This window comes from Aquimarina aquimarini (genome assembly GCF_900299535.1).
Classification (GTDB): Bacteria; Bacteroidota; Bacteroidia; order Flavobacteriales; family Flavobacteriaceae; genus Aquimarina; species Aquimarina aquimarini.
Genome location: NZ_OMKE01000015.1, coordinates 30,076 through 50,409 on the forward strand (window position 1 = coordinate 30,076; position 20,334 = coordinate 50,409).

Below are 20,334 nucleotides of genomic sequence, written 5' to 3' on the forward strand. Positions count from 1 at the left end.
TTAAGAAAATTTAATTGTTAAATATTAATTGATATAGCTCTTCATATTTTTGAGCTACGGTACTTTCTTTTTCTCCTTTTCGCCATAAGTCTTTATCGTAACTGGTATCATCGGGATGTATTCCTGATCTTACGCGCATACAATCAGGGCTGATTTCTCCAAATACAGAAGTTCCATCTTCATCAATAAAGAAGCAGATATCTACTAGTACCAAATTTGATTTTGCAAATAGAGATTCTAACCATTCAAAAGTTTCTGAAGCTAGTTTCTTGGCTTTTGCTACATCTTTTATCCAGATAGATGCATAATCATCAGAGATAGGTTCATCGGCTAATCGCACATCATTCTCATCGGTCAAAGGGTTTCTCCAATCAAAGCAAACGATAGGACGATCAAAGCGACTCCATTTTTTTAAAGGGCTATGCCCTTTTTGTAGGGTGTGATATTGTTCTGTATACCGATATCTATGTACAGGAGATCCAACGTGGTATCGTTTTACGCGTACTTCTAGATTACTGGTATTAACCCGTTGTTGAACCAATAACAATCCTTGGGGATGCTCTATACAAGCAAGAAATGCGTTTTTTAATTCTTTTCCAGTTTCGGTGGCATTTTTTCTCATCCTCCTGAACACTTCTGAAGTAAACTTGACTCTTAGGTCATCTGTTTTTTCAACAATTCCGTAACGGTTATGTGTATAAGAGTATACTGTAGGTTTAAACTGCTCTACAACGATTTTAGAATTTAATAACTTAACAATCTTACTTTCTCCTTCAATCAATAGAGGAAGCTCATCAAAATCAAAAGGTATTTTCTGAATAATTTGTTCAATGCAATCATCGACCGATAATTGTTGAGATTTTTGCGATTCTTGAAAATCAAATACTACAGTTTTAGAGTTGGTAGCTTCACTTTGATCAGCAACAATATCGGCTTCTATATCCAATTCTAATAGTCTTTCTTTGACGCATATAAGCAGTTCTTTTGGAAAATTCTCTTGAATAAGGTTTACTTTTAATACTTGATTGTCTGTAACGATCATTTTAATGAATTTTTATAAGGTGTTTATTTTCTGTTGGTTGTTTCTTTTGTTTTGTTATGTTGAGTTTTTGATCATAGTAATGCAATACCTCTTGTGCAGCCCAAGTTGATTTAGCAATTGCTTTGGTATGATTTCCTTGTCTGGATATTTTTTTCAGCATTTGCACATCAAAAGCCAAGGTTTCTTCTGCCCATTTTTTTATATCTTCATTGGTGCTTACAGCTCCTACACAGCCTTCGATACCCTTGCAAATGTTTAGCGGTATTTTTATAAAATAGTCTAGTAAATTTCTTTTGTCATCATCTTCACTAGTTATATGTTGCACATAAGACCCCATGCCCATAAGTTGCCTGAATCGTATAAAACCAAAACTCAGATTGCGTAGCAGTAGATCATTGGTGTTTTTATGAGGAACCACAATATTACCGTATAAGCATATACCATGGTCGTATAAGTTATCTCCTGATGCTAGTTGATAGGCCCAGAAATCATTGGTGTCAAATACACTAATGTTTAATTCTATACCATTATACAAAGGTGATTTACCTTGTAATATTTCGAGGGCATCTTCTATATTTTTTACAACAACAATAAGATCATAATCAGAAAATTGTTCACTATTGGTAGCAGAACCATATAAGATAACAGCTTCTAGGTTTGTATCTAGCAGTTTTTTGAGATCAGTAATAAAACCAAAACGTTCTTTTTGAGCAATGGTTAACTTAGGAATTTTCATTATTTTTTGTTCTGATGGAATGTCCTTGACCAGCTCTGTAAGTAGTTTTGAGTAAAAAAGCTTTAGTTTTTTTAATACTAAAAGTGGGTTTTTGGATAAATAAGGAACCATTTTCAGAATAAAATCTCTGATCTCTTGTTTGGTGATACCTTTGCTACTAGTCATCTCGATGGTACAACTGGCTTGCCATAAACGATTGAGCTTACTCTCTATAGTCCCAGAGGACCATCTGTTTTGTATAATTGCAGCACTAAGTGTAACTCCAGATAAAAAAACCATCGATTGTAACCAATGTAACCCATTAGAAATAGTGATAGATGAAGAAAACGGAATTGTTATTTCTCTTCTTTTTAATGTTGAAATAAAATCATTTAATGGGGTTATTGCTTCTTTACTACTATTTATCAAAGCTTCAAAAAAGCAAGGATGAAACAAAGAAGCATATTCCAATACCCTAGGAGTGAATACTCTAGGGTTGGGAGCTTCTAATAATACAATTTGTTTAAAAAATGCTTCGTATTGATTAGGTGTAAGCTCTTCATCCATAATAAAGATTGTGTATGGAGTAGGAGTCGTGTTTTTCCAGTTTGGAGGCATATAAATTAACTGATGCCCGACATAGGGAATACCCGAAATGCTTAAAATATCTATATTTTGATCTGGATAAAAAAACACGTTTATCTGTTAAATTGGTAAATAAAAATATAGCGCAATTGGGAATATATGAAGATACTAAATAATAGTGTTGTAGAGAGGGGGTGTTACCTCCAATTTTTTGAGGTTAAACACTTGTTTTAAAGTGAATTGCACAATGTTTTGGCTAGGGGTAATAAGAGGTAGAAAAACTAGTACAGGTGATATATTATAAAAATAGTATAGAGTAACTTTTAAATAAAATATACTACATAGAAAAAAATAGAGTTAATAACAATCCATTTTGAGTTGCCCTTTATTCTGATAATAACTTAGAGGTTTGCCATTTATTTGCAAACAAATTTGGTCTATTACATAAAGCACATCTTTTTGCATAATAATAGATCCACAAATAAATACAATTCCTTTCTTATGAAGTGTACTTGCGATAAGTGGCGCATTTTTTTCAACAATATGCTGGACATAGATTTTTTCTTGATGTACTCTGGAGTATGCAGGGAAAAATGAATGTAATGTTCTATTGTCAAGACCTTCTTGTATGATAGGATTGTATAATGTTTTTGATTCTTCATTTCTTCCTCCCCAAAAAAGAGTTGCCTGTGCATTGTTATAATTTTCATTGATCATACCTAGAAAGGGGGCAATTCCAGTTCCGTTTGCGATCATTACCATCTCTTTAGTACGTTTTGGCACATTAAAATGAGGATTTGGTCGTATTAATGCAGTGATTGTATCATTCTCAATAAGTTGGCTAAAATAGGTAGAACAAATACCGTATTTGTGTTTTTTGATACTTAATAAGATATCTCCATCTACTTTACCAATAGAATATAAGCGTTCTATAGAGTCACTTTTGGGATAAAAAGCTAATAAATCTCCAGAAGTAAATTGTGTTTTTTTCTCTGGTCGTAATCGAAGTAAAAATGTATCATCGGTATTTAACGAAGACCTCTCGACAACCAAAAACTGTTGATGTTTTTTGGTGTCTATATTTCTTTTTGGAGGAGATACCTGAATAGGTAATCCAGTATTTTTACTCCATTTTGAAGACCAGGTTTTAAAGGCTTCAAAAGATTGATTGTTTATTTTATGAATACCAGTTACAGGTATGAACTTGGGGTGCGATTGTAGCATATGATCTACATCAATAGCATACTTGCAAAAATCTGGATATGCCAAAGAACCCAAGCCGACTACAGAAAAATGTATTTCTTTTATAGGGGTGATTTTGGCAAAAGAACGTTTAAATTTTTTGGCATTTGCAGGAGGTTCTCCTTTACCATAAGTGGCTGTAAAAATAATTATGTGTTCTGCTTTTTTATAAGAGGTATAAGCATTTAATTCTGTGATAAAAACTGTTTTACCCAAATCAATTAATGCGTTATAAAAAAGTCTGGCGAGCTCAAAGGTGTTTCCTGTTTCTGAACCTACTAGAATGATATACTCTGCTTTGTCTTTGTGAAAGCTGTTTTTGAGAACCTTACTTTTCTTTCTTCGTTTGAGGGTCATAACAAAACCAGAGTATATAAAGTAGGGAATACATAGGGTAGATATGCCTATGATAAGAGACCAGATGATACTGCCTTTTCCTGTGTGTAAATTGAGACTCAAGTTAGATAATAATGCAGAGAAAGGGTATTTCTGTTCGCTTACGATAGCTCCTGTAAATTGATGAATGTAAGCTTCCTTATCTTTTAGTTTAAGATGGTAATACTCTTCTTCATCTTCAAAAAACGGAAAAGTAAGTTCTCTTACTTCTGATAGAGAGATATTTTTAAAAACAGGGAAGTGTATGGGTTGAATTTTTTTGTCATTAGTAGAACTATATTGGTCTGTTACAAGTTCTATTTTTTTATTTGGGATAATCTCAAATCGTAAGAGAGATAAATACGCTCCCGTAAGCGATAGAATAATGATCGGGATAAGAGTTAGTCGCCCAAAAATAATATGAAAATATTGAGACGCACTTTCTTTTATGACTTTAGAAAGAAATTTTTTAATTCCGTTTTGTCGTTTTATAATCAGAAAAACTCCTGATATAGCAATAAGGAATAGTAAAAAAGCAGTGATACCAATAAAAATTCTACCTAATGATTTTAAAAATAAGGACCGATGTAGATTGGTCATAAATTTAAAAATAGATTTTTGCTTGATAACATCCCCAATTTTTTTACCAGTAAAAGGGTTTATGTAAAATGTATTATTACCAGATGTAGTAGAGGCTTCTAAGAGAATAAATCCATTTTTATCTCTTTTTATACTAATAACTTCATCGTAGTTCTTTTTTACAATATTTATGGTTTGGGCAATAGTAAGTTGTGAAGCGTTTTTAACACTGTAAGGATTGCTTTTCTCTAGTATAGGTTCTAATGCTAGAATGCCTCCTGTGATAGAAACTAGTAATAAAAAAATAAAAGAAGATATAGCCAGTGCAAGGTGACTATATCTCCAGATTGAAATTGTCATAAAACTTAGTTAGGGATCATTCGTATGTAACGAATATAACCGTTACCTGTTACTTTATTTTTTATGGATTCTGAGTTGAATACTACTTCAGCGTCGTTACTATAATATTCTTTATCTTCGACAGCAGTTTCAAATCGTAACTTATACCCTGCATCTATTTTTGAAGAGTCGATTTTTAAACTTATAATTTTTCGTTCACCTCCTATTATTGATTCTCCTGTGATAGCATCTATGTTTTCTTTTTTAGCTTCAAAAAAGGGCCACCATTTTTTAAAATCAGGATACCATTCCTCATCATCTCCAAACATATATAATGTTTTTTCATATGCTCCATCAGGATTTATTAGAGATACTGCAATATAAGCACCTTCTCCAGAATAGTTAGTTAATTGTACAATACATTTATAGGTTGCATGAGTATTGTTTGATGAGGTAAAAGCAAGAGTAGTACAGATCAATGCTACAAACCCTATGGTTGTTATAGTTTTATATATACGGTTCATGGTGTTTAATTTAGGTAGGTTAGGGTTATTTTTTTCTGTTGCAATATTTCATTTTCTTTGGCTAAATCGTAAACAGATTCATTCAATTCTGTTTTAATAGTTTTATCTGCTCCTGATTCTAGTAAGAATTTTATGATTGCATCTTCTTTTGCAGTCATAGCTGCAATGTGCAAAGCGGTATATCCATTTTTGTTTTTGGAATTGATATCTATTTGCAATGCTACTAATTGTTTTACTAATTCTAGCTTTCCTTTTTTGACAGCTAGGTGCAACAATGTATTGCTATCCTTTTGCAAGGTGTTAATAGTATACCCATTAGACGTTAATGTGTTCATCTTTGTAGCAAACTCACCAATGTTTCTTCTATATCCATCTACCAGATGATATCCCATGTCATATCCTTTTTTGTCTTTTAATGTAATATCAGCTCCATTTTTTATTAAAAATTCAACAATGTCTACTGTGTTACTTCTTATTGCTCTAGTTAGTGCAGTGTAACCATCATTGTTTTGATAATTAATATCCTTTGTTTTTTTGAGCAACAAAGAAACAATTTCTTTTGTATTTCTGAAACTAGCTCCTATTAATGGTGTATTCCCGTTTTGAGCAACTTGGTTTATGTTTGCTCCTTTTTGAATGAAATAATTAAATACTTCAATGTTTTTTACAGAAGATGAAATATTGTTTAATGCGGAGTTTCCTGTTTTAGAAACTAATAGAGGATCTAATCCTAGGTTTTCTAGATACTGTAGAAATGATATTTCTACTTTTGTCGTGCTTCTATGTCTTCTTTTTGTAGCAAAAAGAAATGCGTTTTCATTTGTTTTTGGATTTGCTTTATATGAAACTCCTTGTTTAATCAGTAGTTCTAGCGCTTCTTTATTTCTTGCTTTAGCAGCATAATTAAAAATTCCGTTACCATCAGTATCAGTACTGTGTATAGATATATTTTTCTTTGTAAAATAATCTAGCATGTCTTTACCTTTGATATTTTGGGCATACAATAATAAGATGTTTCTACCTTTTTTATCTTTTTCTGTAATATCGCTTCCATTCTGTATGCAAAAATCATAAATTTCTTTATTATTTACACCTCCCAAAGCAATAAATTGAATTAAAGAATAGCCATGTGCATCTTTGATATCTGTCTTTGCTTTTTTATCAATGAGATACTTCATCAACTCTAGATTTCCTTTGTACCCTGCCCAGAAAATATAGGTGCGTTTATCATGTGTAAGTTTGTTTACATCTATTCCTTTATCAATCAGGTAAGAAATAGTAGGAGTAGGGTTGTTTTCTAAAATAGCATAACTCACTGCATCCATTGCATGTGAGTTAGATTCATAAATAGAGTGTCCTTCGTCAATTTTCTTTTGTATCGTTTCTATGTCAGGTTTCTTTTTCCAGAAATCTCTTTGAAGAAAAATGTTTTTGTTTTGTGCTTGGGTAAAGAAGCTAAAAACAAGAATAGCGGTTATTGATATTATTTGTGTTTTCATTTGTGATAATTTATGTAGCCCAGTTAAATTTTGATATAACTGGGCTTTGTATATATTAAAATTTGAGAGTAGTTGTAAGAGAGACCATTGTTGGGTCTATAGGGTTTACACTACCAGTTCTATAAGAGAAAAATACAAATTCATCTAATAGATTAGATACTCTAAGAGCCACATCTATTTTCTTAGATTCATAGGCTGCACCAGCATTTAATAAGGTGTAGGATTCCTGTACATAGGGTAGTACTGTACTTCGAGTAAATACGTCATTACCAAGACGCTCACTAGTGTATTGTCCTCCAACATTAAGAGAGAAATTTTTAAGTATCCCTTGGTCAAATTTATATTTTGACCAAAACCCTATCTGATGTTCTGGTGTTTGTTGTGGTCTTGTTCCTTCTTTTCTAGAGCCTCCTGCACCAAACTCTGCATCAATATATGAGTAATTAGCGCTTAAGAATAATCCTTTGAAAGGAGTGGTAGATATATCAAATTCTAGTCCTTTATATTCTGTTCCAGACCCTATCTCGTATCTATCATCTTCTCCTTGTACAGCAAGGTAACTTTTGTCATTAATGATATAATAAGAAAGGTTTGTTTCTATTTTACCATTAAAGAATGAGTTTTTTGTTCCTATTTCATACTGATCTGTATAATAAGGAGCTAGTACTTTATCATTTATATCCAAGTAAGCTCTGGTGTTTGGTCTGAATGAATTTGTATAACTCGCATAGATTGAGTTTTGCTCAAAAAACTTATATACCAATCCAGCACTAGGAGTAAGAGCTATATCATCATGTTCTGTAATAACCACATCACCTGCTCTAAAAGTAGCTCTACCTCTGAATCGACCTTTTATATCTTCAGAATTTTGAAAATGAGTGTTTTTTGATGCTCCACTTACATTGTCTAATCGTAAAGAAGCTAAAACATTGAATTTATCTGTAACATTAACCAAGTTTTGTACAGAAATTCCTAATCCTCTGAAGGTTGTTTTTGTGGTTCTAAATTTTTCTGGATTAAGGCCAGGGCTTTGAACTGCATTTCTGTTAAATAGATAAATGGTATCTAAATTTCTTTCAAAAGGGAAACTATGAGAAAGTTGCGTTCTATTATCATAATCAATATTAATACTTAGATTATTTGTCATCCCCAAGAAATCAAACTTACCTCTTAAGTTAGCTTGCGCTCCAAAAGTTTCTTCTTCCCAATCTGCTGTTTCTAGAGTTCTTATAATTTGAATGTCATTTCCTTCTTGTATGTATTTATTTCTAAATCCACTCCCTGTTTGTTGATAATCATATGCAGAAAATGACAGTCCTGTACTTACACTCAGGTTCCAGTTTTCATTTAAGTTAGTATGAAAAGCGAGGTTTGAGTTTAATTGAGTAGAGTTTCTTTGATTAAAAGAACTACCAAGAAAACGATCTCGTATATCTTTTGTAATCCCAGAATAGAGTCTTTGTGTACCTTCTGTTTGCATATAAACTGGCTTTTCTTTACCATCTACAGTTTCATACCCTGTGATAATCTGGTTTTCAAAAATTGGCAGACCAAAATCTCTTGGTCTTTCATCTATTGTATAATCAATATTAAAGTCAAAATAACTCTGTTCAGAGGCTTTGTATCGTAAAGCTCCGTAGTTAAAGATTCTTTTAGATTCTACATTTTCTCTAAAGCTTTGCGCAATATCAGTAGTAGAAACTATGCGTATTGCAAGCTTATCACTGATCAATCCATTGAAATCTACAGTTGGTTTGTAATAATCATAACTCCCAACGCGCATAGAAACAGTTCCTTTAGTCTCAAACACTGGTTTTTTGGTTACATAATTTATAGTAGCCCCAGGTGAGATATACCCAAAGTTAATTGCGGCCCCACCTTTAAGGATTTCTATTTTTTCAAAAGCTTGCAACTCTGGTGTTCCCAAAGATTGATTAGTACCAAAACGAGTACCATCTCTAAACATAAACCCTAAATAACGAAGACTAATTCCTCTTGCAGCAAATGTTTCTGATGTTCCGCCATATCCTTTATTGAACTGAAATACACCTGATACATTCGAGATTACTTCTCCTAGCGTTAAGGCTTGTTGTTCTTTTATCAAATTACCAGATATGATTCCTGAAGAATTAGGCATATCAATAGCTTTGACCCCAAGTTTATTAGAAGATGCGACTGTATTATTCTGGCTTTTGATCTTTTGACCATTTAGAGTAACCTCGCCTAGTTGTTCTATTTTTGATGGTAAAGTGATATTTACGATGTTTTCTCCACTAGTTAAGGTGACTTCTTTATATATAGTTTGATGACCAGTTTTTGATATTTGCAGGGTTACTTTTTGAGTAGTAATATTTGATAACACAAAACTCCCTATGGTAGATGTAATGGTTCCTTTATCAGCTTCTTTTATTTGTATGGTTGCACTTTCTACACTTTTTCCTTTTTCGTCAGAAACCGTTCCTTTTATTGTTGAGTTATTATTTTGTGCATTTACAACCATTGTAAGCATAAAGCATGCACAAATAATTACAGTATTTATAATTTTCATTTTGTTTAATTGTTGATTTGTTGAATTATTATTTTTATTTAGATTAAATTAAAACAACAAAATTATGTTTTATTTTATAACAAGATGTTTTATTAGTACTTTTTTTACTGTTAAAGTGTAAAATAATAGGGGAATTACTCTTGTATAAAGAAGTATTGATTTATAAGCTGTATAAATGAGAAGTAAAGATGCTGTGGTTGTCTTCTTATTTTGTTGGAAATAAGTTGCTTGGTGTTTGTTTTAGTGTTAAGATGATCCGATAAAAGAAATTTTTTATTGGCCTTAATAAGAGGGGAATCATAGGTGTAGTAACTTCTGATTTCTTTTTAGTACAAATAGCAAGAAGTTTGTGTAAAAAAAGAAGATATAGTCACTTTATATTGACTATATCTTCAGATCGAGATGATTATTTAGTTAGTTGTATTGTTTCTAAGCTATTTTACTGTGGCATCATACGAATATAGCGTATATATCCTTTACCATCTACTTTACTTTTTACCGTTTCAGATGTAAGTTCAAATTCGATATCGTCTTTGTAGTATTCTTTATCTTCTACAGCTGTTTCAAAGCGAATTTTATATCCAGCATCAATTTTATCATTATCAATTTTAATAATACTAATGCTTCGTTCACCACCACTTAATGTTGCCCCTGTGATTGCATCAATGTTTGAACGTTTTTTACCATAAAAACTCCACCAACTAGCGATGTCGTGATACCATTCTTCATCATCACCCAGGATATATAATGTTTTCTCATAGTTTCCGTCTGGATTCATCAAAGAAATAACAACATAAGCTCCTTCGCCTGTATAATTGGTCATTTGTATCATGCACTTATACGAGCTACTATCTGTTGTGCTTTTGAATCCAAATACAGTAAAAAGGGTTAGTACAAGTATTGGAAACAATTTAAATATTAAGGATTTTTTCATTTTACTTTAAGAAATTTAGATCAACATTATTTGTCTTTAATACTTCATTTTCACTTGCCAAATCAAATACAGACTCTTCAAAACCAGTTTTGATGTTTTTATCAGCACCAATAGATAAAAGATATTCTAGTATTGTATTGTTTTTTGCTGTCATCGCTGCTTTATGTAATACAGTGATTCCTTCATTATTTTTGGCATTGATGTCAATAGTATATTTCTTAATAAGCTTTAATAACTCCAAATTCTTTTTTTCTATGGCTAGATGGTATAATGTATTTCCATCTTTTTGAGGCTGGGTCATGTCAAACCCGTTGTTGGTTAGCAAGGCTACCTTCTTTTTGAATTTATCAGCTTCTTTAGGATTGTAGGATGCTATTACATGTTTAGAAAGCGTATTTCCTTTGGTATCAGTAACGGCAACATCAGCTTTTTGAGCAATTAAAAATTCAACCACATCGGTAGTATTATATTCAATAGCATTGGTTAATGCAGAACGCCCGTTTTTGTCAGTACCATTTATTGCATTGGTTGTACTAGCTAGTAGTTTTATAACCTCTAATGTATTTTCATATGATGCATTTAATAAAGCTGTATTTCCTTTATCATCTTTTTTGCTGGCATCTACACCTTTATCAATAAAATAGTTAAATACAGCAACATCTTTGTTTGAGTAAGCCAAAGAATGTAAAGGAGTAACCCCTTCTTTGGTAGTGATATTGGGTTGGATTCCTAATTTTTCTAAGTACTTGAAAAAACTTAAAGGATTAGGACCTTTTCTTGTTCCCTGACTGGCAAAGATCATGGCGTTTTCTCCTTTTTTATTCAGAGTTTTATAGGGGACACCTTTTTTTATTAATTTATCGAGGATTTCTGTATTTCCTGAGCGTGCTACGTAATTAAAAACTCCATTTTCATGTTTATCTGTACTTAATAAGTCCAAACCTTTTGAGGTAAAGTAATCAATAAGCGCAAAATCTTTTACATGTGGAATCAGTAAAAGTAATGCGTTTGCACCATCTTCATCAACATCTTTTTGTATATCAATACCATTTTTGATGCATAGATCATAAATCTCTTTATTGGTTTGCCCTGTAGCAGCAGCAAAAGTTAGTACAGAGAAATTATGAGCATCTTTCATATCCATTCTGGCCTTATTCGCAATCAGGTGCTTCATCATTTCTACATTATTTGCATAGGCTGCCCAAAAAACATAAGTTCTTTTATCATGCGTAAGTTTGTTGACCTCATTTCCTTTTTTTGAAAGTAAATGTTTTATTGTAGCATTCGGTGCTTTACCTAATAATGCATATACAACAGCATCAAATCCATAAGAATTTAGGATTGTTGCATTATGGCCTTCTGCAATTTTTTGCTCAACAGTTTCTATTGAGGGGCTGGTTTTCCAGAATTCTCTTGTCAAGAAGATATTTTCTGTTTGCGCTTGTAAAAGGTTTACAAATAAAACCAAAGCAACTGTTATTTTTATTATTTTCATTTTTCTGACTTAAAAAATTTATGTGATACTTTTACTATTATAAATAAACTACTTCAGAGAATTAAAATCTCACTTAGTGAGTAAAAGTACCATATTTTTACCTTTCTCTACATACAACGGTTGCTATAAGATACATCTGTATAAAGAATCATCTTGCTAGATTTTCTTTTGTGTTTTCTTAAGAAAATAACTTGATTAGACATCAAAATTATAGCTACAAAAGTTACAGCGGTTGTAATTGATTGTTATTTAGGTAGCTGTATTATGGTTTTTGAATTACAAAAGATTCTATAACCTTATTAATGTCTTTCTCTTCGGTATATTTATCAGAAAATAAATGCTTGTATAATGCTTTATTATCTACTTTTGCCTCAAGAGAAAGGTCTGTATTTCTACCATAAACCTTTTCCCATTTAGTACGAACTAAAGCCCATTTGGCATTATTTTTTTTCCACCAATCTGCTGCAGCTTTACATTTACTATCATCAACTTTTACATAAGTATTATATCCTTTTTCTTTTGCTAGAACAACATCAGGCTTCCCCTCTTCGCGTATTACTTTGTCATTATCTTGATCATGAACCCATCCATTATCAGTGATCTCGTGTCTGTTTCCTCTTACTGTAATGTTGTAATCACTTCTTTTGGTATATTCTCTTCTTGGTAATGGAGCATCTGTTCTGTTCTCCCAGAAACTTTTACCATCTACATGTACCCAAGTAGCAGAACCTTCATATCGAGGGCTATCATCAACTTGATATACCTTTTGTGTCCATTGTCCTTTTACATCAGTATCTGGCTTGCTCTCATATTTCCATGAATTATTACCATTAAACATGTAAAAGTTTGTGTTTTGGTATACCCAATCCTGTCTCCAGTGTTTTACTATATATGGTTTTGATGGGGAACCTACTTGTAGTAAATGTTGAATAGAAATCTTATCCTTACCGTCTTCAACCAATTGAGCCCATTCTAAAGCTTTATCACTTTTTGTTTTTGAAGGTTTGTAAAGAGAATCATTGCTATACTGAAAAGTCTCGGCAAAATTGAAAGTTACCTCATAACAGCCACACATTTTCTTTATGGCATTTTGATCTTGCTTTTTTTTATTCTGAGCTGTTATTGTAGTAGATACAAATGCTAGTAATAAAAGCGATGAAAGTGTAAATCGTCTCATTTTTGAATATTTAATAAAATTATCAACTCTTATTTAGATTGAATTAAAATAAGATATATATTTGTTGCAAATTTATTAAGAATGAATCTAAATAGAAATACTTTTTTATTTTATTTTCTGCTTTTTTATTTCAGTTTTATATCAGCCCAAGAGAATGAAGTAAAAAAGGACTCTGTTAAGACAGAAGAGTTAGAGGAAGTAATTGTAACAGGTCAGTATTCTCCACAATCCATAAACAAGTCAGTTTTTGAAGTAAAGGTAATTGGTAGAGCACAGATAGAACAACAAGCAGCAAACAACCTTGCTGATGTATTAAACCAGTCATTAAACATTAGTATTATACCCAATGGGTCTACAGGAAAATCATCGGTTCAACTTTTTGGGTTGGATGGTAGGTATTTTAAAATACTCATAGATAATATTCCTGTAATTAATGATGAAGGTTTGGGTAATAACACAGATTTAACGCAATTAAATCTGGATGATATCGAACAAATAGAGATTGTAGAAGGCTCTATGGGTGTACAATATGGTGCCAATGCAATTTCGGGAGTGATTAATATTATCACCAAAAAGTACGGAAAGTACACATGGGAAATAAGCCCCTATATACAAGAAGAGACGGTAGAAAAAGAATATGGTTTTTTTGATAAAGGAAGACATATTCAATCTCTACGAGTAGGGCATAATATCTCAGACAGATGGTATGCCAATGCATTGTATACAAGAAATGATTTTGCTGGATTTTGGGATGATAGAGAGGGTAAAAATCATGAGTTGAATGATGATAAAAGAGGGTATTTGTGGTTACCTAAACTACAAAATACAGCTAAGGCATTAGTAAATTATAGAGGTGAAAACGGATTTAGAAGCTTTTACAAGTTTGAATATTTTGATGAGAATATCAATCGGTTTTCTCAAGTGGTAAACCCAAACTATAATCCTTCTACACAAACCAGTGATCCAGTAGGTAATGATGCTACCTTTACCTCAGAACGTTTTTATCATCACCTTAACTTTTTAGGAAAATGGAAAACGAGCTTTAACTATGATGTTTCGTTATCCTATCAACAGCAGAAAAGAAATGTAGAAACGTTTAGATATCGAATTAAGTCAAGACAAAAATTTGATATAGAAAAATTTGAATACGAATCCAGAAAAGTACTTTATTCCAAAGGTAATTTTAGCAATTTTTTACAAAAAGAAAGCTTTGATTTTCAGTTAGGATATGAGGTAAATCATATTGATGGATATGCTTCTAGTTCTGCGGGAACTTTTAATGGAGAAAATATAAAAAGAGAATTAGGTTCTTATGATGTATTTGGTTCTGCAGAAATTCATGTCAATGATAAATTTTCTATTAGACCAGGAGCAAGACTACTCGCTTCTTCTGCATTCAATGCTCAAGCGGCAGTATCATTAAGCACTCGTTATAGTTTTGCAAATGGACTAGAATTAAGAGGAGTTGTAGGGTCTGCGCCTAGGTTACCAAGTTATGCAGAGCTGTACACCTATTTTGTAGATGCTAATCATGATATAAGAGGAAATGAAGATCTAGTACCAGAACAAGGAGCATCGATTTTTTTGCATTTGAAGAAAAGCTTTGATTTGACAGGTGATAGCAACCTTAAAATGTTGAGTAAATTAACGCTTAACTATTTGGATTTATCAGACAGAATAGAACTAAGTGTTATAAACGAAGCCCCATTACAATTTAAATACATCAATATTGATTCATATAAAACTGTTGGCGCTTTTTTAAATAACAGCCTGAATTATAAAAACCTGAATGCTAATATAGGAATTGGTTTGTCGGGAGAGTCAAAAGTGTTGGATAGTAGAGTGTTACATAATGATGACTACTTGTATGCCATGCGATTGAATGCCAATGTATCCTATTTTGCAAAACCTATAGGGATGGTATTCTCTGCATTTTATAAATATAATGGCCCCAGACAACAATTTGTAGAGCGACAAAACGAAAATGATGAAGCTGTACTCGTAAGAGGAAAACAAGATGGATTTAGTTGGCTGGATGCATCTATACGCAAAGATTTTTTAGATAGAAAAATACAATTAACTCTTGGAGCCCGTAACCTATTAGATATTACCCGGGTGAATACCACTGCTACAGCAGGTGGAGCACATTCTGGGCCCCCATCAACCATATTACTTGGTTATGGAAGGTCCTATTTTTTAAAACTAGTTTATAACCTTAAATTTTAATTATCACACCAAAATGAATAAGAATTTATTTTTTATCAAAACCATGTTACTACTTTTTATCATAACAGGATGTAGTAGCGATGATGATGCAACAGTAACACAAGAGTTTGCTGTAGCATTTGAGAACCCCTCGGTTAGTTTTTCGACCACAGATGAAAACAAAGAGATAAAGATTGTTTTTTCAAGTACTGCACTAGAAGCAGGAACGTTAACTATAAAATATACTGCAAATAAAGCAGTATATGGAGCAAATGCAGATTTTACCACAGTGCCTTCAGGAGAAACAGGATCATTGACTGTTAATTTTAAACAAGGTGATAAAGGAGCTGTTTTTACTTTGAATAAATTAAGAAACCCTATAGAAGGGATAACTAAAGCCGTATCATTTTCTATAGAAAAAGTAAGTATAGCCAATGGTTTGATTAGTGGTAATACTGATATAGCTGTAAGTTTTACAGAAGCCCCTGCTATTGGAGGAGTAATTGCTCCAGAAGTTGGAGGACATAATGAACCCAATCAAGTATATATAGACTTAAGCTCGCAAACACAAAGTACCATAAAAAGAGATCAGTGGGATCTTGGATTCTATAGCGGTAGCGAGTTTAGGGTAAAAATCAATGGCGCAATATATATGGGGGCAGCTCAGCTAGATGCTACAGATATTACTACTGTTAGAGAAGCAGATGTAACCGCCTTAAAAGATTTGATAATAACAAGCGCACCAAATACAGCGCAATATTTTGATGATCCAACGGGAGATATTACAAAAACAGTAATTGCAGAGGTTTCAGCAAAAGTAGAGGAGAATAAAGTATACCTTTTGAAATTAGGTTATGAAGTATCAACAAAGGAACCAAAAGTAGGAAGAGTTGATATAAGTGGCGAATTGAGAGGTTGGAAAAAAATACGAATACTAAGAGATGGTGATGGTTATATTTTACAGCATGCTGATGTAGATGCGACTACTTTTGAAGAAATAAAGATACCTAAGAAGAGTGAATATAATTTTACATTCTTTAGTTTTAATACCAAATCTATTGTAGATGTAGAGCCTATGAAAGATAAATGGGATCTTAATTTTACAGTATTTACAAATATTATTAGTTTTCAACCAGGAGTAACAGGAGCATATGGATTTAGTGATTTTATAACAACAGACCTTCTTGGTGGTGCAAATTCTTATATGGTAAAAACTACAGAATTTACATACGAGGATTTTGCTTTGGCAAATATCGATAATGATAAGTTTATAGCAGATCAAAGAGGTATTGGTAGTAATTGGAGAGATTTACTTGGAGGTACAGGTCTTCTCACCGATAGATTCTTTGTACTTAAAGATACAGATGGAAACTTATATAAAATTAGATTTACTGCTTTCACCAATGAAAGTGGTGTTAGAGGATATCCTCAATTTGAATATACTCTATTACAATAATATGTTTTTTTGATTTTTATAGCCAATAAAAAGTGTTAATGCAAACGCTTCATATTCAATAGATATGAAGCGTTTTTTTATTACATGTATATATAAGTTAAATAATGCTTAATGTTTTTACTAGTATATTACTATTATTTATATTTAGTCTAAATAAATATAAACTACACACAAAATGAAAATATTTACAATAAAATTATGTATAGCGTACTTGATTCTCCTATGGGGTTTACAAAGTCATAGTCAAGTTACAGTTAGGATTACCAATATGGAATATGTTTCTGGGAGTTTTATAAATTGGGGAGATCCTATTGAGATAGAACAAGGAGGAAATCAAAGGATAAGATTTAATGTGGATTTAACCAAGCCAAATAATATGGTAGTTGGAAATTCTACATTACGGATTTATGCAAAAGGATCATCGGCAAGTCCTCGTTCTATTGATAGGCAGAGTATTTGTAGTGGTTGTTGGCACACCTCTCATATAGTTTCAAAAGATATTACATTACAAAGTAGTGATTTTAGTACAAATGGAGGTGTATTATATGCAGAAGTAGAAAGTAGCAGTGGAATAAAATATAAAAGTCGTGAATGGAGAGTCAATATAGCAGTTTCTAGTATAACGAATAATTCTATTTCAGGAAATCAGAGCATTTATTCAGGAGATATTCCTAATGCGTTATCAGGAACGACTCCATCAGGAGGTACGGGGAGTTTTAGGTATCAATGGAAAAAGAAAACTTCTGGTAGTTGGACCAATGTTTCGGGTGCAACATCAAGAAATTATTCGCCTCCAGCATTGACCACAACAACAAGATATCAACGAATCGTTACTTCTGGCAGTATTTCTAGTACTAGTAATACGATTACTGTTACGGTGATTAATGCTCCACCAATAACGAATAATTCTATTTCAGGAAATCAGAGTATTTATTCAGAGGATACTCCTAATGCGCTATCAGGAACTACTCCATCAGGAGGTACAGGAAGTTTTAGGTATCAATGGAAAAAGAAAACTTCTGGTAATTGGGCTAATATTTCGGGTGCAACATCAAGAAATTATTCGCCTCCAGCATTGACCACAACAACAAAATATCAACGAATTGTTACTTCAGGTGGTATTTCTAGTACTAGTAATACGATTACTGTTACAGTGATTCTTGCTCCACCCATAACGACTAATAGTATTTCATCTGATCAAACGATTGATGAAGGTGAAGCTCCATCTACTATTATTGGAAGTACTCCAGCAGGAGGAAGCGGAAGGTATAGATATACTTGGCAGAAGAAAACCACAGGAAACTGGTCTGTTATTTCAGGAGCAACTTCAAAAAATTATTCTCCAGGAATATTGGTAAAAACAACATTCTATAGAAGGATTGTACGTTCAGGAGGGAGACTAAATACCAGTAATACGGTAAAAATAACAGTTAATTTATTACCAGAAATAAGAAACAATACAATAGTTTTTAATGGGGTTTCTAAAATAATAGGAAGTGTTCCAACAGGAGGTAATAATAGTTATAGATATGTATATACAACCGTAATTGAAATAAACGGAGAGGCATTTGAAGATCGTTTTGATCAAGGAACTAATAAAGATTGGGTTATTCCAGAATTTTTTCTAAATGCTGCTAGAAATGGACAAGAATTGATGATTATAAGGCATGTAACTTCGGGAATTAAAGAGTCAAGGACTCATATCTTTTTAAATAAGATAGAAAACAATTCATTTGTTTTTGATGGAGTTTCAAAAATTATTGGGAGTGTTCCAACAGGAGGTACTGGGCCATACACTTACCAATATAAATGGTTTGTAGTTGTAGAAGGAGGAGAACCTGTTCATTTCTCTTCTTCCAGATCAACGAATAAAGATTATACTATACCACCTGATCAAATGCAAAAAATTATTAGTTGGGATATACCAGTTTATGCTAAACGAATAGTTTGGTCAAATCATCAAAAGCACGAGACAGGCTATATAAAAATAAGAAGCTCTTCTCAAGGAAGGTTAATAAATTCATCGGTTAGTATAAAAAATCATGAAGAAAAGAAGTTAATATCAAAACCAAAATTATACCCTAATCCAACTCGAGGGACTGTGTATTTAGAAACAGATTATATAGCAGATACAGAAGTTGAAATATACATATATTCAAAAGTATCTGGCAAAGGTGAAAAAGTATTTACACAAAGAATTAGAGCAGGTAAGCAAACAATTTCATGGGATATTCCAGCCAGATATCCAAAAGGCTTATATGTATATGAGATTATTGAAAATGGTATATCTAGGCATGGAAAACTTGTAAAGAAATAGTTCTAGATGAGAATTACTTTTTACTAAAAGTATTAATGCAAACGCTCCATATTTCTTGAATATGGAGCGTTTTTTGAAACACCGTTTGTTTGTCCCACTAGATGGAAGCGGAAAATTACTTAGCTTTGGAAAAACAAACTAAACATAGCACTCCGTAAACTCCATTGATCAAATTGTTTGCTTTCGCTAGCGCTGCACAAACGATTTAATCAACAACGCTAAGGCTGAGTTTACTACGACGTTGTGCTTAATTAAAAAACGATGAATAATATCAAAATGCTATTTATTTTCATACTTCTAACTTCTTGTAATTCAGTGAAAACTATTACGGATTTGAAAGAATATGGATTTAAAGGAAAAGTAAAAAATATTGTAGTTTTGAATTATAGAGATTTGGAAAAGAAAAATGAATTATGGGTTATAAAAGAAGATAAACTATTCTCAAAAAAGACAATGAAATTCAATAAAAAAGGGAATATTGTAGAAATACATTATCATTCAACTTCTAAAAATCTATCTGATGAGATTATTACAAGTATTGAATTTAAAAACGGAAAAAAAAGTAAGACCACTTCAAGAGATTTATTAGGAGAAATAATCAATACAGGTTATTATACTTGGATTGATAAATATAATTATAGTTATGATTTAGTTAATAAACAAAAAGAACTAATTCTGAAATCTCACACAAAACTTAACAATAATTTTCGAGAAATAAGTACTGAATATTCATATATAGAAAATGATTCTATTGTCTTTTCTGAATCAACTGTAACTGAATTAGATATTAACGAAGAAGTTGTAAGCACAAAATTTAAAGATAAAATATCTCAAGAAGAATATGTAATTGAGTATATAGTTAAAAAAGATAAAAAAGATAATCTAATAAAATGTGCTTTTATTTTTCGAGAAAGTAAAAAACTTCAATTGTTATCTATTAATAAATTTGAATATTATGAATAGAATAACTAAGCATTCGGTACGATCGGCCATGAATGCAGTGTTGACTAAACTGGTCTGATTTATTGTTTGTATGGGAATTGCTCTGGTCGTTGCAAATATTCTTGGGTGTCACTGGCTATTTCAAAAATGCAGTTCTCTTATTTTGAACTATTTTTAACCCTACTTGCTGTCGTATTTTCATTTTCAGTAATATCCTGTATGAGCATAGTGTTCCTAAAGCCCAAGCATTCCTTGATGAATTTAGAGTTAAAAAATATCAAAATACACAATAGGTTAATTTATAACAAAATCATAGAATGTGATAAAGAAACCCCACAAACAGTTATGTTTATGGAGTTT

Annotated in this window: 13 protein-coding genes; 4 read left to right on the forward strand and 9 right to left on the reverse strand. The window is 32.0% G+C overall.

Annotation, left to right across the window (positions count from 1 at the left end):
- Nucleotides 1–10: 10 nt before the first annotated feature.
- The 9 genes from DG508_RS08890 to DG508_RS08930 all read right to left on the reverse strand — a co-directional run bounded on the left by DG508_RS08890 (nucleotide 11) and on the right by DG508_RS08930 (nucleotide 13,054).
- On the reverse strand, nucleotides 11–1,042 hold the full coding sequence (locus tag DG508_RS08890) for a phosphoribosylaminoimidazolesuccinocarboxamide synthase (RefSeq protein WP_108867807.1): 1,032 nt from the start codon (nucleotides 1,040–1,042) through the stop codon (nucleotides 11–13).
- A 1-nt stretch (nucleotide 1,043) separates the two neighbouring features.
- The gene (locus DG508_RS08895) at nucleotides 1,044–2,453 is read right to left on the reverse strand and encodes a nucleotidyltransferase domain-containing protein (protein ID WP_108867808.1); all 1,410 of its coding nucleotides are present in this window, start codon (nucleotides 2,451–2,453) and stop codon (nucleotides 1,044–1,046) included.
- 246 nt (nucleotides 2,454–2,699) lie between these two features.
- Nucleotides 2,700–4,898, reverse strand: coding sequence for a PepSY domain-containing protein (locus DG508_RS08900; protein ID WP_108867809.1), 2,199 nt, complete (start codon nucleotides 4,896–4,898; stop codon nucleotides 2,700–2,702).
- Nucleotides 4,899–4,903: 5 nt separating this feature from the next.
- Nucleotides 4,904–5,401 carry a DUF2271 domain-containing protein gene (locus tag DG508_RS08905; protein WP_108867810.1) on the reverse strand — a complete coding sequence of 166 codons (498 nt, stop codon included), beginning with the start codon at nucleotides 5,399–5,401 and terminating at the stop codon, nucleotides 4,904–4,906.
- A 5-nt stretch (nucleotides 5,402–5,406) separates the two neighbouring features.
- Nucleotides 5,407–6,900 (reverse strand): ankyrin repeat domain-containing protein, encoded by a 1,494-nt coding sequence (locus DG508_RS08910; RefSeq protein WP_108867811.1) that lies wholly within the window; start codon nucleotides 6,898–6,900, stop codon nucleotides 5,407–5,409.
- Nucleotides 6,901–6,955: 55 nt separating this feature from the next.
- Nucleotides 6,956–9,448 carry a TonB-dependent receptor gene (locus tag DG508_RS08915; protein ID WP_108867812.1) on the reverse strand — a complete coding sequence of 831 codons (2,493 nt, stop codon included), beginning with the start codon at nucleotides 9,446–9,448 and terminating at the stop codon, nucleotides 6,956–6,958.
- Nucleotides 9,449–9,887: 439 nt separating this feature from the next.
- A complete protein-coding gene (locus tag DG508_RS08920) occupies nucleotides 9,888–10,382 on the reverse strand; it encodes a DUF2271 domain-containing protein (protein WP_103863619.1) in 495 nt (164 codons plus the stop codon).
- A 1-nt stretch (nucleotide 10,383) separates the two neighbouring features.
- Nucleotides 10,384–11,877, reverse strand: coding sequence for an ankyrin repeat domain-containing protein (locus tag DG508_RS08925; protein WP_108867813.1), 1,494 nt, complete (start codon nucleotides 11,875–11,877; stop codon nucleotides 10,384–10,386).
- Nucleotides 11,878–12,139: 262 nt separating this feature from the next.
- Nucleotides 12,140–13,054, reverse strand: a complete 915-nt coding sequence (locus DG508_RS08930) for a DUF6607 family protein (protein WP_108867814.1) — start codon at nucleotides 13,052–13,054, stop codon at nucleotides 12,140–12,142.
- A gap of 81 nt (nucleotides 13,055–13,135) precedes the next feature.
- Here DG508_RS08930 and DG508_RS08935 point away from each other — a divergent pair, with 81 nt between their 5' ends.
- The 4 genes from DG508_RS08935 to DG508_RS08950 all read left to right on the forward strand — a co-directional run bounded on the left by DG508_RS08935 (nucleotide 13,136) and on the right by DG508_RS08950 (nucleotide 19,995).
- Nucleotides 13,136–15,280, forward strand: a complete 2,145-nt coding sequence (locus tag DG508_RS08935; RefSeq protein ID WP_108867815.1) for a TonB-dependent receptor plug domain-containing protein — start codon at nucleotides 13,136–13,138, stop codon at nucleotides 15,278–15,280.
- A gap of 43 nt (nucleotides 15,281–15,323) precedes the next feature.
- A complete protein-coding gene (locus DG508_RS08940) occupies nucleotides 15,324–16,715 on the forward strand; it encodes an HmuY family protein (protein ID WP_159090775.1) in 1,392 nt (463 codons plus the stop codon).
- Nucleotides 16,716–16,890: 175 nt separating this feature from the next.
- Entirely contained in the window at nucleotides 16,891–19,032 is a 2,142-nt protein-coding gene (locus tag DG508_RS08945) for a T9SS type A sorting domain-containing protein (protein WP_108867817.1), read from the forward strand.
- Between the two features lie 261 nt (nucleotides 19,033–19,293).
- Nucleotides 19,294–19,995, forward strand: a complete 702-nt coding sequence (locus DG508_RS08950) for a hypothetical protein (RefSeq protein WP_108867818.1) — start codon at nucleotides 19,294–19,296, stop codon at nucleotides 19,993–19,995.
- Nucleotides 19,996–20,334: the final 339 nt, after the last annotated feature.